At 56.2% G+C, this 14448-nt stretch carries 11 protein-coding genes; 6 read left to right on the top strand and 5 right to left on the bottom strand.

What is annotated here, in order from left to right:
* Positions 1-13 precede the first annotated feature (13 nt).
* The 4 genes from araG (at position 14) to QZH36_RS02955 (ending at position 4573) form a co-directional block, all read left to right on the top strand.
* Positions 14-1528: an L-arabinose ABC transporter ATP-binding protein AraG gene (araG, locus tag QZH36_RS02970; RefSeq protein ID WP_125290103.1), complete on the top strand. Its 1515-nt coding sequence runs from the start codon at positions 14-16 to the stop codon at positions 1526-1528.
* 15 nt (positions 1529-1543) lie between these two features.
* Positions 1544-2524 carry an L-arabinose ABC transporter permease AraH gene (araH, locus tag QZH36_RS02965; protein ID WP_253454351.1) on the top strand — a complete coding sequence of 327 codons (981 nt, stop codon included), beginning with the start codon at positions 1544-1546 and terminating at the stop codon, positions 2522-2524.
* A 9-nt stretch (positions 2525-2533) separates the two neighbouring features.
* Complete coding sequence (gene araC / locus QZH36_RS02960; protein WP_125290101.1) at positions 2534-3445, top strand: arabinose operon transcriptional regulator AraC; 912 nt, start codon at positions 2534-2536, stop codon at positions 3443-3445.
* 87 nt (positions 3446-3532) lie between these two features.
* Positions 3533-4573: an oxidoreductase gene (locus tag QZH36_RS02955; protein WP_125290100.1), complete on the top strand. Its 1041-nt coding sequence runs from the start codon at positions 3533-3535 to the stop codon at positions 4571-4573.
* A 64-nt stretch (positions 4574-4637) separates the two neighbouring features.
* Here QZH36_RS02955 and add read toward each other — a convergent pair whose 3' ends face one another.
* The gene (gene add / locus QZH36_RS02950) at positions 4638-5636 is read right to left on the bottom strand and encodes an adenosine deaminase (RefSeq protein ID WP_301250959.1); all 999 of its coding nucleotides are present in this window, start codon (positions 5634-5636) and stop codon (positions 4638-4640) included.
* Positions 5637-5805: 169 nt separating this feature from the next.
* Complete coding sequence (locus tag QZH36_RS02945) at positions 5806-7305, bottom strand: YdgA family protein (protein ID WP_253454348.1); 1500 nt, start codon at positions 7303-7305, stop codon at positions 5806-5808.
* A gap of 365 nt (positions 7306-7670) precedes the next feature.
* On the opposite strand from QZH36_RS02945, the gene fumC reads away from it, so the two are divergent.
* The gene (gene fumC / locus QZH36_RS02940; protein WP_253454347.1) at positions 7671-9068 is read left to right on the top strand and encodes a class II fumarate hydratase; all 1398 of its coding nucleotides are present in this window, start codon (positions 7671-7673) and stop codon (positions 9066-9068) included.
* A 36-nt stretch (positions 9069-9104) separates the two neighbouring features.
* On the opposite strand, the gene tus is transcribed toward fumC, so the two are convergent.
* A complete protein-coding gene (gene tus / locus QZH36_RS02935; RefSeq protein WP_253454346.1) occupies positions 9105-10034 on the bottom strand; it encodes a DNA replication terminus site-binding protein in 930 nt (309 codons plus the stop codon).
* 132 nt (positions 10035-10166) lie between these two features.
* The gene (locus tag QZH36_RS02930; RefSeq protein ID WP_125290095.1) at positions 10167-10568 is read right to left on the bottom strand and encodes an H-NS family histone-like protein; all 402 of its coding nucleotides are present in this window, start codon (positions 10566-10568) and stop codon (positions 10167-10169) included.
* A 701-nt stretch (positions 10569-11269) separates the two neighbouring features.
* Between QZH36_RS02930 and QZH36_RS02925 the strand changes: the two genes are divergently transcribed.
* A complete protein-coding gene (locus QZH36_RS02925; protein WP_301729611.1) occupies positions 11270-12346 on the top strand; it encodes an AbrB family protein in 1077 nt (358 codons plus the stop codon).
* Between the two features lie 22 nt (positions 12347-12368).
* Here the strand turns inward: QZH36_RS02925 and QZH36_RS02920 are convergent, their stop codons facing one another.
* Entirely contained in the window at positions 12369-14408 is a 2040-nt protein-coding gene (locus QZH36_RS02920; protein WP_253454344.1) for a choline transporter, read from the bottom strand.
* Positions 14409-14448: the final 40 nt, after the last annotated feature.

The raw sequence follows: 14448 nt of genomic DNA, 5'->3' as shown, positions 1-14448 counted from the left end.
CTTATAGCGAGGAATGACCATGGCATCCCCGTATCTGAGCTTTCACAATATCGGCAAAACCTTTCCCGGCGTTAAGGCGCTGACGGATATCAGCTTCGACTGTGCGGCGGGCCAGGTGCACGCCCTGATGGGCGAAAACGGCGCGGGCAAATCGACGCTGCTGAAGATCCTGAGCGGCAGCTATCAGCCGTCCAGCGGCGAAATCCGCCTGAAAGGCCAGCCGGTTAATTTTGCCAACACGCTCGACGCGCTGAACGCGGGCGTGGCGATTATCTATCAGGAACTGCACCTGGTGCCGGAAATGTCGGTAGCGGAGAACATCTATCTGGGCCAGCTGCCGCAGCGCGCGGGCTTTGTTAACCGCTCGCTGCTGCGCTACGAGGCGGGATTACAGCTAAAAAACTTAGGGATGGATATCGATCCCGATACGCCGCTGAAGTCGCTGTCGCTTGGCCAGTGGCAGATGGTGGAAATCGCCAAGGCGCTGGCGAGGAATGCCAAAGTCATCGCTTTTGACGAGCCGACCAGCTCGCTCTCCGCCCGTGAAATCGAGCAGCTGTTCCGCGTGATCCGCCAGCTGCGCGACGAGGGCAAAGTGGTGCTGTATGTTTCGCACCGCATGGAAGAAATCTTCGCGCTCAGCGACGCCATTACCGTCTTTAAAGACGGCCGCTACGTGCGGACCTTTCAGGATGTCGGCGCCACCAGCCATGATGAACTGGTGCAGGCAATGGTTGGCCGCGAAATTGGCGATATTTACGGCTACGCGCCGCGTAAAACCGGCGAGGTGCGCCTGAAGCTGGATAACGTGCAGGCCAAAGGCGTGCGGACGCCGATCTCGCTGGAGGTGCGCGCGGGAGAAATCGTCGGCCTGTTTGGCCTGGTGGGCGCGGGCCGCAGCGAACTGCTGAAAGGGCTGTTCGGCGGCACGCGCATCAGCGGCGGCGAAGTGCAGCTTGACGGCAAAGCGTTAACCATTCGTGAGCCGTCCGACGCTATCCGCGCCGGGATCCTGCTCTGTCCGGAGGATCGCAAGGCGGACGGCATCATCGCGGTGCATTCCGTGCGCGACAACATCAATATCAGCGCGCGGCGCAATAACCTCACCGCAGGCTGCCTGATCGACAACCAGTGGGAAAGTAAAAACGCCGCCAGCCATATTCGCTCGCTGAATATTAAAACGCCCGGCGCCGACCAGCTAATCATGAATCTTTCCGGCGGTAATCAGCAGAAGGCGATCCTGGGACGCTGGCTGTCGGAAGAGATGAAAGTGATCCTGCTGGACGAGCCAACGCGAGGCATTGACGTCGGCGCCAAGAATGAAATTTACCGTTTGATTTACGCGCTGGCGGAAGAGGGCATCGCCGTGCTCTTCGCCTCCAGCGATTTACCGGAAGTGATGGGGCTGGCCGATCGCATTCTCGTGATGCGCGAGGGCGCCATCGCGGGCGAGCTGAGCCATCAGGAAGCCACCGAAGCCCTGACGCTGGCGCTTGCCATGCCGAAAACCACGCAGCGCGTAGCCTGACTTAAGGAGTCAATCATGTCTTTAACTACCTCTTCCGCCACGCCGCCAACGCAGCGCGTCAATCTGAGCCGCATCTGGGATAATTTCGGGATGCTGGTGGTGTTTGCCGTGCTGTTTATCGGCTGCACGATCTTCGTGCCCAACTTCGGCACGTTGATCAATATGAAAGGGCTGGGCCTGGCGATGTCGATGTCCGGCATGGTGGCCTGCGGCATGTTATTCTGCCTGGCATCCGGCGACTTCGATCTCTCGGTCGCCTCGGTGATTGCCTGCGCCGGCGTCACCGCCGCCGTAGTGATCAATATGACGGAAAGCCTGTGGATCGGCATTGCGGCGGGCCTGCTGTTGGGCGTGCTCTGCGGGTTCGTCAACGGCTTCGTGATCGCCAAACTGAAAATCAACGCGCTGATCACCACGCTGGCGACGATGCAAATCGTGCGCGGCCTGGCCTATATTTTCTCTGACGGCAAGGCCGTGGGCATTGAAGACGAACGTTTCTTCGCGCTGGGCTACGCCAGCTGGCTGGGCGTTCCGGCACCGGTCTGGCTGACCATCGGCACGCTGATTGTCTTTGGCTTTCTGCTGAACAAAACCACCTTTGGCCGCAACACGCTTGCTATCGGCGGCAACGAAGAAGCGGCTCGCCTGGCTGGCGTACCGGTAGTGCGTACGCGTATCATCATTTTCATTCTTTCCGGGCTGGTTTCCGCCGCGGCGGGCATTATCCTCGCCTCGCGGATGACCAGCGGCCAGCCGATGACCTCGCTGGGCTATGAGCTGATCGTTATCTCCGCCTGCGTGCTGGGCGGCGTCTCGCTGAAGGGCGGCATCGGCAAAATCTCCTACGTGGTGGCGGGCGTGCTGATCCTGGGCACGGTGGAAAACGCGATGAACCTGCTGAATATCTCGCCGTTTTCGCAGTATGTGGTGCGCGGCCTGATCCTGCTGGCGGCGGTGATTTTCGACCGCTACAAACAAAAAGCCAAAACGGCCTGAGGAGGCGTTATGTATCATCGTCTGGCGCCGGTGGCGCAATCCAATCCGCTGCTGCCCGGCTATCCCTTTAACGCCTGGCTGGTGGCGGGCCTGACGCCAATCGGCGCGGGCGATCCGCTCGACTTCTTTATCGATCGGCCCTCCGGGATGAAAGGCTATATCATCAACCTGACCATCAAGGGCCGTGGCCAGGTCTTCAGCGGCGAAGAGGCGTTTGAGTGCGAGCCGGGCGATCTGCTGCTGTTTCAGCCTAAAACCTCGCACTACTACGGCCGCTCGCCGGAGAGCGACTGCTGGCACCATCGCTGGATCTACTTCCGCCCGCGCGCCTACTGGAGCAGCTGGCTGGTGTGGCAGGATGAGAAGCGCGGCGTCGGCAGGCTGCGGCTGCCCGAACGGCTGTGGGGCGAGTTCGAACGGCTGTTTACCACCATTGAGCAGACGCACACCTCCGGCAAACGCTTTGCGGAAGAGCTGGCGATGAACCTGCTGGAAAGGCTGCTGCTGCGCGCGGTGGAGGAAGATCCGCGCAGCCATCAGCAGATCCGCGATCCGCGTATCATCGAAGCCTGCCAGTACGTGACCAACAACCTGGCGGGCGAGCTGAAGATTGACGAGGTCGCCAATCACGTGTGCCTGTCGCCGTCGCGGCTGGCGCACCTGTTCCGCGAGCAGATGGGCATCAATCTGCTGCGCTGGCGAGAGGATCAGCGCATCATTCGCGCCAGGCTGCTGTTGCAGACCACTCAGGAGCCTATCGCCACCGTAGGGCGCATTGTGGGCTATGACGATCAGCTCTATTTTTCCCGCGTGTTTCGCAAGCGCGTAGGCGTCAGCCCCAGCGATTTCCGTCGTCGCTCGCTGGACGCCGACACGCTGGTGACGCGCGAAAGCTGGGATCTGCTGAGCGCCAGTCAGTAACTTTCTTATAACATTCAGCCTAATCCGTCTTGTCCTTGCCCGAACGATAGTCTTAAATCATTCGGGTAAGCGACAAGAGGAATTGACATGAACGACACTATTCGCGTTGGCCTGGTGGGCTACGGCTTTGCCAGCAAGACGTTTCACGCGCCCCTAATCAGCGGCACTTCCGGCATGGAACTGGCCGCCGTATCCAGCAGCGACGCTGCTAAAGTACATGCCGACTGGCCCACCGCCACGGTCGTGGCCGAACCGCAGGCGCTGTTCGATGACCCATCCATTAAGCTGATTGTTATTCCCACCCCTAACGACACCCATTTCCCGCTGGCCAAAGCCGCGCTTAACGCAGGCAAGCACGTGGTGGTGGACAAGCCCTTTACCGTGACACTGTCACAGGCGCGCGAGCTGGAAGCGCTGGCGGCCGCCAAAGGCCTGCTGCTGTCGGTCTTTCATAACCGCCGCTGGGACAGCGATTTCCTGACCCTGAAAACGCTGCTGGCAGAAGGCACGCTGGGCGAAGTGCGCTACTTTGAATCCCATTTTGACCGTTTCCGGCCGGAAGTGCGCAACCGCTGGCGCGAGCAGAAGGGCGCAGGCAGCGGCATCTGGTACGATTTAGGGCCGCACCTGATCGACCAGGCGCTCCAGCTGTTCGGTTCGCCGGTGGCGATTAATGTGGATCTGGCGGAGCTACGCACGGGCGCGCAGACTACCGACTATTTCCACGCCGTACTGACCTATCCAAAGCGTCGGGTGGTGCTGCATGCCAGCATGCTGGCGGCGGCGGAATCGCCACGCTATCAGGTACACGGCACGCGCGGCAGCTATGTAAAATATGGTCTGGATCCGCAGGAAGACAGCCTGAGAGCGGGCGCGCGTCCGCCGCAGGAAGAGTGGGGCTACGATATGCGCGACGGCGTGGTCACGCTGGCTAACGGCGAAATGATGGCGGAAGAGACGCTGCTGACCACGCCGGGCAACTATCCGGCCTATTACGCCGGCATTCGCGACGCCATCAACGGCGACGGCGCGAATCCGGTAACGGCGCAGGAAGCGATTCAGGTGATGGAGCTGATCGAACTGGGCCTGCAATCCGCCGAGAAGCGTCAGACCCTGTCGCTGAAGTAGTCTTATGGCACTGCAGCAGGCTTAGCGAAAACTGCCCCGGCGCGCTGCCGGGCAGTTTTAGCGATCAGGCCGCTACGCTGGCGCGGATCGCCTCTTTTTCCGCTTCGCTTAAGAAAGCGATTTTCAGGCCGTTTTCCTGGGCGGTACGGATCTGCTGCTGGCTCAGGCCTGCCTGCGGCGCGGCGATTTTGTATTCGTGCCCAATCTCAATACCCTGCACGGCAGGATCGTCAGTATTGATGGTCGCCAGAATGCCGTGATCCAGGAACGTCGCCAGCGGATGGTGCAGCAGCGAAGAGACGGTGCTGGTCTGGATATTGGAGGTCAGACAGGACTCAATGCCGATCCCTTTTTCCGCCAGGTAATCCATCAGTTTTGCATCTTCTACCGCTTTCACGCCGTGACCAATACGCTCGGCGCCCAGCTCGTGGATCGCCTGCCAGATGCTTTCCGGCCCTGCTGCTTCACCGGCATGAACGGTAATACGCAGGCCAGCGTCGCGCGCGCGGGTAAAGTGGCTTAAAAACTGGCTGCCGGGGAAGCCCAGCTCGTCGCCAGCCAGATCCAGCGCGGTGATGGCGTCACGGTGCGCCAGCAGCGCCTCCAGCTCCAGCAGACAGGCTTCTTCGCCAAAGGTGCGGCTCATAATGCCGATCAGGCGTACGGTAATGTTGTGCTTTTCGCAGCCCGCGCGTACGCCGTCAATAACGGCTTCCACCACGCCCGCGATCGGCAGGTTGTGGGTCATCGCCATATAGCCGGGAGAAAAACGCAGTTCCGCATAGTGGATACCGGCGCGGGCGGCGTCTTCAACGTTCTCCATCGCGATACGGCGGCAGGCTTCCAGCGAGCCAAGCACCTTGACGCCCCAGTCCAGCTTTTGCAGAAAGCTGACCAGATCCGGCTCGTTTTTCATTACCTGCACGTGCGGGCGCAGCGTTTCCAGCGTGGTGGCGGGCAGCGTAAGGTTAAATTCACGGCCTAAATCAAGAATGGTTTGTGCACGGATATTGCCGTCAAGATGGCGATGGATATCGGTAAGGGGAATACGGGAATCAATCATGGCGGTGCACTCTGTAGTGATAAAAGTGCATAACAGTATAAAAACATTCCGCGCTGCTGTACCAGCGAATTGCGCGATTGTCGGGCCAACTGCCGATTAATTGCCCGCTGGCGCAATAAAAAACCGTACCGGCCTTGCGCACGGTACGGTTGGTAGCTTAACGATGAGGTTACTGCTGCGGCATTGCCGCCGGTTCGCCGCCCAGCATATAGCGGGCAAAGAACTGGTCGAGCGTCATTTTCTCGCCGTTCATCGTAACCTGGCCGCTCGCATACTGCAGGCTGGTGACGATATTGTTGTCCTGCTGTTTGGTCAGACGGAACATCTGGCCCATTGCGGCCACGCCTTTCACCTGCTGATCGGCCAGCTTAGCGGCTTCTTCCTGCTTATAGCCTTCCGCCATAGCAACCTGCGTCATCATCTCCGTGGCCATATCCATAGAGATAGTCAGCTTGCCGTCCAGCGTTTTCAGCACGTTATCCAGCGCCTGGCTCAGGGTTTGCGGCTGCGGCGCACCGGCAACGCGATCTTTAAAGTGCACGGAAAGGTTAAAGTTGCTTTCGCCTTTGTCGTTTTTCCAGCTCAGCGGCGCAATAGTGATGACCGGGTTACCTTTCAGCAGCAGCGGCAGGTTGGCGTTGAGGATTTCGCCGATACGCTGCTGATAAAGCGCAAAGTTATCGCTCACGCCCGGTTCGTTCATCAGCGCCTGCACCTGGCTTTGATAGTTATCGCTGAAGGCTTTAAGACCGTCGGCGTCAAACTGGGAAAGCTTGAGCGACAGTTTGACCTGACCGAAGTCCCTATCGCGGATTTTCATCGCGTCCAGCGCAAGGTCGGTGGTGCCGGAAACCTGATTGTTCACGCTATCGTAAGCGGAGTTCAGCTTAATGCCGTGCAGTTCGAAAGAGGGCTGGCCGTTTACGGTCGAGCTGAGCTTATCCAGGCTGCTTTTCTGATCGCCAATGCGCAGGCCCTGGGCGTTAAGGTGCGTTTTGCCGTCCAGGGTCAGGCCGTTCAGGGTAAACATAACCGGCATATTAAGCTGATTGCGCATGGTCAGCACCAGGCTTTCCAGCTTGCCGTCGTAATCGACCTTATCGCCTTTTTTATCGGCGCTGAGGTTGATGGTGCCGCCGTTAGAGGCAAAGCGCTCACCGGTTTGGGCATTGGTATAGTCCAGCGGCAGCAGCTTAATAACGGAAGCGGTCGCGCCGCCGTAGCCTACGCGGGTTTCCGCCTGCAACGCCGACTTGCCTTTAGCCATCTCAAACAGCTTTTTCACCGCGTCGGTATTTTCGAGCTGGGTATGTACCGAAGCCATGCTGGGGATCAGATTGAATTTTTTCAGCTGGGCGAAAGGGAAAGGGCCGTGATCGATTTTTTCGTCAAACACCACGCTCTGGCCCGGCTTCAGCGGCGAAGTATCTTCGGTCTGTGAGTCAGACTGGACCACCAGGCGCAGCGAGCTGCTGAAAACGCCGCGCTGCCAGTCCTGATAGCTTACCTTCAGGCGGCTGTTCGGTGCCAGCACATTCAGGCGAGCGTTGGCCTCCTGCACCAGTTCATCCCTGTTCTTTTCCAGCTGTTTACCGGTAAACCACGCCGTACCGGTCCAAATCACGCCAAGAGCGACAATCACGCCCACCGCTACTTTTGTTTTTTTCATCTGTAAAATCGTCCTTTTTTAAGTCACCGATGCCGACAATCGCATCCGGCGCAATCCGGCAAGAAAAACGTTTCTGTATAACAGGTTAATTATGATAGCAACTGTGGCTCGCGGCGTCAGCCGCAATCTGGCTTCCGTGCGTAATGTAAAAAGAATGCGGCAGGTTGCCAGAATAAATGCGGGCCAGGCAGAAAGAAAAAAAAGTATTAACTCTGTGTTATATGAAAGAAATTTTCGGCAGCGGCGAAATGCGATAAGGACGACCGGCTCGCAAAATGTTAAATTATTGTATGTCATACTATGGCCCGCGCAAAACGCCCGGACGGGCAAGTTGGGTTTCATCATAACCAGTAAAGGAGAGAGACATGGCCGCCAACCGCATTGAAAAAGATTCAATGGGTTCCATCGAAGTGCCGGCAGATAAACTTTGGGGCGCGCAAACGCAGCGTTCTCTGGAGCATTTTCGCATCTCCAGCGAAAAGATGCCTGTTGAACTGGTGCACGCGCTGGCGTTAACCAAACGCGCAGCGGCGAAGGTGAACAGCGATCTGGGCCTGCTGCCCGCAGAACGCTCGCAGGCGATAGTGCAGGCTGCCGACGAGGTTCTGGCCAACCAGCACGCAACCGAGTTTCCGCTGGCTATCTGGCAGACCGGTTCCGGTACCCAGACCAATATGAATATGAATGAAGTCCTGGCCAACCGCGCCAGCGAGATCCTGGGCGGCGAGCGCGGCATGTCGCGTCTGGTGCACCCAAACGACGACGTAAACAAGAGCCAAAGCTCTAACGACGTTTTTCCTACCGCCATGCATGTTGCTGCCGTTATCGCGCTGAAAGAGCACCTGATCCCTCAGCTGAAAGTGCTGCAAAAAACGCTGGATGAAAAAGCACAGGCCTATAAGGACATCGTAAAGATCGGCCGTACCCATCTTCAGGACGCCACGCCGCTGACGCTGGGCCAGGAGATTTCCGGCTGGGTGGCCATGCTGAAGCACAATCTGACGCATATTGAGCAGAGCATTCCGCACGTGGCGGAGCTGGCGCTGGGCGGCACGGCGGTTGGTACCGGGCTGAACACGCACCCGGAATATGCGGTACGCGTAGCCAAAGAGCTGGCGGAGCTGACTAAGCAGCCTTTCGTCACCGCGCCAAACAAATTTGAAGCGCTGGCAACCTGCGACGCGCTGGTGCACGCGCACGGTTCGCTGAAAGGACTGGCGGCCTCGTTAATGAAGATCGCTAACGACGTGCGCTGGCTCTCTTCCGGCCCTCGCTGCGGTATCGGCGAGATCGCCATCCCGGAAAACGAACCGGGCAGCTCTATCATGCCAGGTAAAGTGAATCCGACGCAGTGTGAAGCGATGACCATGCTTTGCTGTCAGGTGATGGGCAACGACGTTGCGGTCAATATGGGCGGCGCGTCCGGTAATTTTGAGCTTAACGTTTATCGTCCAATGATTATTCATAATTTCCTGCAGTCGGTGCGGATGCTGGCGGACGGTATGGACAGCTTTAATCACCATTGCGCCGTAGGCATTGAGCCGAACCGCGATCGTATTTCACAACTGCTGAATGAATCGCTGATGCTGGTAACGGCGTTGAATACCCATATCGGTTACGACAAAGCGGCGGAAATTGCCAAAAAAGCGCACAAAGAAGGCCTGACGCTGAAAGCGTCCGCGCTGAAGCTGGGCTACCTGACGGAAGAAGAGTTTGACCTTTGGGTCAGGCCGGAAGAGATGGTCGGCAGCATGAAAGCGTAATAGCTGAATAAGAGCGGAAATGTTTCCGCTCTTTTTTTATGCAAGGCGGTCACTGTAAAGGTGTAAACGAGGGATCAGCGAAAAGAGCTTTTTTGCTTCCGGTTTAAATCGATGCACGATCTTACCGGCATCGTAATTTAATAATTCGCCCAGCTTAGGGACAGATAAGGCATCGGGGCAGAGCACCAGCAAGGGAGAAGGGCAGGCGAGCTGCGTTTGTTTTTGCTGTTCCTTATTCCATACGCGGGCAATCGGCTGCACCTTGACCGGCCTTTTTATCTTCAGCTTTGCCGTAGCGGGCAGCGAATTAAGCATGGCGATCTCATCCTGTAATTTTTCCCCCCACTGTTCGCGCGTCCAGGGCGCCATAGCGCGACCGGAGCGCAGGCTTTTTTTCAGTTTTTCTACTATCTCTTCGCGGCTAACGTTTTTAATTATATGTTTATTTGCCCAGCCGAAACGCACGGAATCGGGCGCGTCGAGTAAAGAGATAGAGCGATAAGCGTTAAGCGTTATTAGCCCCCGCAAATGGCTGTGCACAAATTCAAAACGCTCTTCGCTGGGCACGCCCGACTCTACCGTAATAATTTCCTCCAGCCGCTTTTTTAGTTTATTAACGGTCTCTACCTGCTGCCGTAAAGCATCGGCCTGTTCCGGTGAAGCCTCAAGGCAAATGGCGCCGGGCAGGCGAACGGCGGCCTTGGTGCTGACCGTTTCCGACTGGTGCTGCATATAAAGGCGGCCGTAGTGGGCGAGGGCCATGGCGAAGGCGGGCTGCGCCAGATGCTGCACGACGGCGATTTCCGTGACGGGATCGTGTTCCTGACCTTTTTGAACAGGCGGCAGTTCAAACACGCGGGCGGCCAGCAGGCGCTGCCCGGAAAGCCGCTGCGTAAGCTCGCCTAAAGCGGCCTGCAAATCCGTGGCGCAGCGGTGCAGATTTTCAACGGCGTCGTATCGACTCATCATATGTCCTTAGTTACAACATACTTATAAGAGGGTAGAGAGTAAAGATTAACTACGCAAGCGAGGGAATAAAGGAACCGGTCAGAAAGGGAATAAAAGCTGCCACGCTGAATGACCAGCGTGGCTGAAGATTTAAATCAGGAAATCTTCCAGCTTTTTACCCTGATCCAGCGCCTGCTTAATCACCGCTGGCGTACGGCCCTGGCCGGTCCATGATTTGGTTTCGCCATTTTCATCGGTATATTGATATTTAGCAGGACGTGGCGCGCGCTTGGCACGAGATTTACCTGAATTAGTTTCAGCTGCGGTCAGCTCGCTTAAATCGATACCGTCGTCCAGAAGCATCTGACGATATTTCGCCAGCTTCTCTTCTTTTTCTTTGATTTCAGAAGCGATAGCCGCTTCTGCATCACGACGTTCGTTAACGACTGCTTCGAGTTTTTCCAGCATCTCTTCCAGTTCAGATAAAGAAACTTCACGAGCCTGTGCACGAAGAGTTCGAATGTTATTTAGTACTTTCAGAGTTTCGCTCATAAAGGAATCCGTAGCGTTAAGTTAGTTAAAAAACATAATCAGTGTATGTATCGTAGGACAGTGTACATAGAATTGCCGCAGTTAAAAACACTAAATCTCAAAAAAATCCTTAATTACGCGACTTTTTCATATTTTTTGCAAAATAGCGCCGGCAGAATGACGCTATATTTTTTTATGAATGGGAAAATTCTTAACGCCATACTGAAGTGTGACAATAAAAAGGCACGTCAGGCTTATCAAACACCTCTACAATTACAGCGCCGAAGCGCACGGGTAAAGAGAGCTGATTTAATCTGCTGTAACGGCATCGTAAGAAATTTTTGCAAGCTGCCAGCAGGATTGTTTATCGGCCTGTTATGCTGCACGGCTTTAAACTCTGCCGCCAGGTAAAATCAGTAAAGCCGCCGCTTATAATGAAAGCGGCAAAGATAAAAATATCAGGATACAAAGTTGCCCTGCTTCGCCTTGCCCGTTTCACTAATTATCGTCAAATTCATCCGTTCGGCTTATCTTTGTAGTTACAACATACTTTTAGTCAGGTTTTTAAAGGTGGGGTTAAGTCCGCTATTACATGCAGCTCCTCTGTGGCTTTAAAACAGAGAACTAAAGCTTTATAGCTCGGGCAGGTAATAACCAGCGATACTGGTACGGTTTGTTTTGATGTGCCAGGATAAACTTATCTGTTTCAGCAGGATAAATTAATGCACGCCTCTTTTTTACGCTGGCCCGTTCTCATTCTGTTGTCTGCGCTTGTAGTAAGCCTTCTTGAACAGCTACGGCTGCCCGCCGCGCTGCTGCTTGGCCCCATGCTGGTGGCGATTGTCTTTGCCGCTCGCGATAAGCCGGTGATCATTGCCAGACCGCTCTTTTATTTAGCGCAGGGCGCGGTGGGGTGCATGATCGCCCGCGCCATGCCGCCCTCGATATTTACAGAAATAGCCGCAAACTGGCCGCTGTTCGGCGCGGCTATTTTCTCCGTTATTATCGCCAGCGCGCTGTCGGGATGGTTGTTAACCCGCTGGCAGGTGTTGCCAGGCTCAACGGCAATATGGGGATCGTCGCCCGGTGCCGCTGCAGCAATGACGCTGATGGCGGAAAATTATGATGCCGACGTGCGGCTGGTCGCCTTTATGCAATATCTGCGTGTGGTTATTGTCGCGGTGCTGGCTACCTTCATCGCACGTATCTGGGCGCCTTCGCCAACAGCCTCGTCAGCTTCGGCGTTTGCCATTATTCAGCCGGTGGCATGGCCCGCGTTCGGCGCCACTTTATTAGTAATTGTGGCCTGCGTGGGAATTAGCCGCCTGTTAAGGCTGCCTGCGGGCGCTTTATTAATTTCGCTGGCTGGCGGACTACTGGTGCAAAATACCCACTGGGTAAAACTGGAATTACCGCCTGTTTTACTGATGACGGCCTATGCTTTGATTGGCTGGAGCATTGGGCTGCGCTTCAATCGCGCTATCCTTATCTATGCGGCAAAGGCGCTGCCGCGTTTGCTGCTGGCGATATTTAGCCTGGTGGCCGTTTGCTGCGGGCTGGCTTTTTTACTGGTACGTTTCGCCGGTATCGATCCTTTAACCGCTTACCTGGCAACCAGCCCCGGCGGCGCCGACTCCGTAGCCATTATTGCCGCGTCCAGCCATGTCGATCTTTCCTTTGTTATGGCCATGCAAACCGGGCGTTTTATGGTGGTGCTGCTTACCGGGCCGCTTTTAGCTAAATGGTTAGCGAAGCGGGCAGGCGCGCGGCAGCTGACAGGCAATAAAAAGCCGGACTAAAAGTCCGGCCCTTGTTTTTTTATCAGGCTTCCGGGAAAGGCATGGTGCTGCCCGGCGCTTCCCGATGAATATGCAGGAAGGTCAGATGACGCTCGTACTGATCGAGAATGTCATTGATGATCTGCTCTTTGGTATAGTCCATCAGATCGTTGCCCTGGGTACCCTCAAGCAGGAAGGTTTCCAGACGGAAATAGTCCGACTTGCCGCTGCGGGCGCGATAGGTAAACGCCGGTACGGAGTAGCGCTGCGGCCAGATCTGATACAGGAAGCTCTGCTCGTCGCCCAGGTTGACCACCATTTCCAGATGGTTGAGGCGTTCATCCTCCAGCGGCGGCAGCTCGCTGACCTGCACCTTAGCACCGCGTCGCTCCAGCTCCAGCGCGACTTCTTCCATCGCTGGTCGACAAACGTTATCCAGCATCTTTTTCGTATGCGTGCTGCCGGGATAGTTCATCACGCGGGAGATACGCTGTTTCCAGTTCAGGCGATCCTCGCGGGAAACCGGCGCTGGCGGCGTGCTGACGATGGTACTGGCGCGGCGGTGATCTTCCACGCGCAGCGACTTATAGAGACCGGCCATCACAAAGAAAATCACAAAGCTGAAGGGCAGACCCATAATCACCGTGGTTTTCTGTAGTGCAGTCACGCCGTTAACCATCAGCATACCCAGCGTCAACAGGCCAATCGCCAGCGACCAGAAAATACGCAGCCAGTTAGGCGCATCGTTATTGATGTCGCTCAGCTTCGAGGTAAAGTTGCCCAGCACCAGCGAGCCGGAATCCGCCGAGGTGACGTAAAAGAGCAGGCCGGTGATAGTGGCTACAGAGGCGCTGAAGGTAAAGGCAGGATACTGCGCCAGCAGGCTGTAGAAGCCGCGTTCCGGGTGAGCCAGCGTTTCCTGCGCCAGCGCGGTGTTGCCGTGAATAATTTCATACAGCGCGCTGTTGCCGAAAATCGACAGCCACAGCAGGGTAAAGATAAACGGAATGGTCAGCGTGCCCACCACAAACTGGCGGATGGTGCGGCCGCGTGAAATTCGCGCCAGGAACAGGCCGACAAACGGCGACCAGGCAACCCACCACGCCCAGAAGAACAGCGTCCAGTTGTTCATCCATTCGGTAGGGCGGTCGAAGGCAAAACTGTTCAGCGTCATGCCCATAAAGCGGTTGATATAGTCGCCAACGTTCAGCACCAGCGCATTAAGCAGGAAGCTGGTGTTACCCATGCACAGCACGAACAGGATCAGACCCAGCGCCAGCAGCACGTTAAGTTCCGACAGCAGACGGATCCCTTTATTCACGCCGGAAGTCACCGAAATAGTCGCCATAATTACCGACAGCGCAATCAGCGCTGCCTGGGCCGTCAGCCCTTCCGGCACGTCAAACAGCACCTTCAGACCGTAGTTCAGCTGCACCACGCCAATCCCCAGCGTGGTGGCGATACCGAAAATAGTCCCGATAACCGCCGCGATATCCACTGAATGGCCGATAGGGCCGTTGATCCGCTTGCCGAAGATAGGGTAGAGCGCAGAGCGGATAGTCAGCGGCAGGCCGTAACGATAGCTGAAGTAGCCCAGCGCGATGCCCATCAGTGCGTACATCGCCCAGCCGGTTAAACCGTAGTGGAACAGCGTCCAGACCATCGCCTGTCGCGCTGCCTCCAGCGTCTGCCCCTGGCCTTCCGGTGGCATCATATATTGCGTGACGGGTTCCGCTACGGAGAAAAACATCAGATCGATGCCGATGCCAGCGGCAAACAGCATCGCCGCCCAGCTCATCAGGCTAAACTCCGGCTTGGACTGCTCCGGGCCGAGCTTGATAGAACCAAAACGGGAAGCGGCAATCAGCACCACAAAGACGATATAAACGGTGGCCGCCAGCAGGTAATACCAGCCGAACGTATTGGAGACCCATTGCAGGGTATTATTTATCCAGCGATCGGATAAATCGGTAAAAAAGATAGTGGCAAGCGAGAACAGCAGAATTAACGCTGCTGAGGTATAAAAGACCACGGGATTAATGCGGTCTTGCTGATCTTTCCTGGGTATTTCAGTCGTCGGCATAGATTCTCCGAAAAAATGCTCAAGAATAAACCCGGTTTTC

It is taken from the genome of Erwinia wuhanensis (assembly GCF_030484085.1).
GTDB classification, from domain to species: domain Bacteria; phylum Pseudomonadota; class Gammaproteobacteria; order Enterobacterales; family Enterobacteriaceae; genus Erwinia; species Erwinia aeris.
This window is presented reverse-complemented; position numbering and strand designations above follow the sequence as displayed.

Excerpts from the sequence above, each read along its gene's own strand:
- araG (WP_125290103.1), top strand. The coding sequence starts at position 14 with ATGACCATGGCATCCCCGTATCTGAGCTTTCACAATATCGGCAAAACC.
- araH (WP_253454351.1), top strand. The coding sequence starts at position 1,544 with ATGTCTTTAACTACCTCTTCCGCCACGCCGCCAACGCAGCGCGTCAAT.
- araC (WP_125290101.1), top strand. The coding sequence starts at position 2,534 with ATGTATCATCGTCTGGCGCCGGTGGCGCAATCCAATCCGCTGCTGCCC.
- QZH36_RS02955 (WP_125290100.1), top strand. The coding sequence starts at position 3,533 with ATGAACGACACTATTCGCGTTGGCCTGGTGGGCTACGGCTTTGCCAGC.
- add (WP_301250959.1), bottom strand. The coding sequence starts at position 5,636 with ATGATTGATTCCCGTATTCCCCTTACCGATATCCATCGCCATCTTGAC.
- QZH36_RS02945 (WP_253454348.1), bottom strand. The coding sequence starts at position 7,305 with ATGAAAAAAACAAAAGTAGCGGTGGGCGTGATTGTCGCTCTTGGCGTG.
- fumC (WP_253454347.1), top strand. The coding sequence starts at position 7,671 with ATGGCCGCCAACCGCATTGAAAAAGATTCAATGGGTTCCATCGAAGTG.
- tus (WP_253454346.1), bottom strand. The coding sequence starts at position 10,034 with ATGAGTCGATACGACGCCGTTGAAAATCTGCACCGCTGCGCCACGGAT.
- QZH36_RS02930 (WP_125290095.1), bottom strand. The coding sequence starts at position 10,568 with ATGAGCGAAACTCTGAAAGTACTAAATAACATTCGAACTCTTCGTGCA.
- QZH36_RS02925 (WP_301729611.1), top strand. The coding sequence starts at position 11,270 with ATGCACGCCTCTTTTTTACGCTGGCCCGTTCTCATTCTGTTGTCTGCG.
- QZH36_RS02920 (WP_253454344.1), bottom strand. The coding sequence starts at position 14,408 with ATGCCGACGACTGAAATACCCAGGAAAGATCAGCAAGACCGCATTAAT.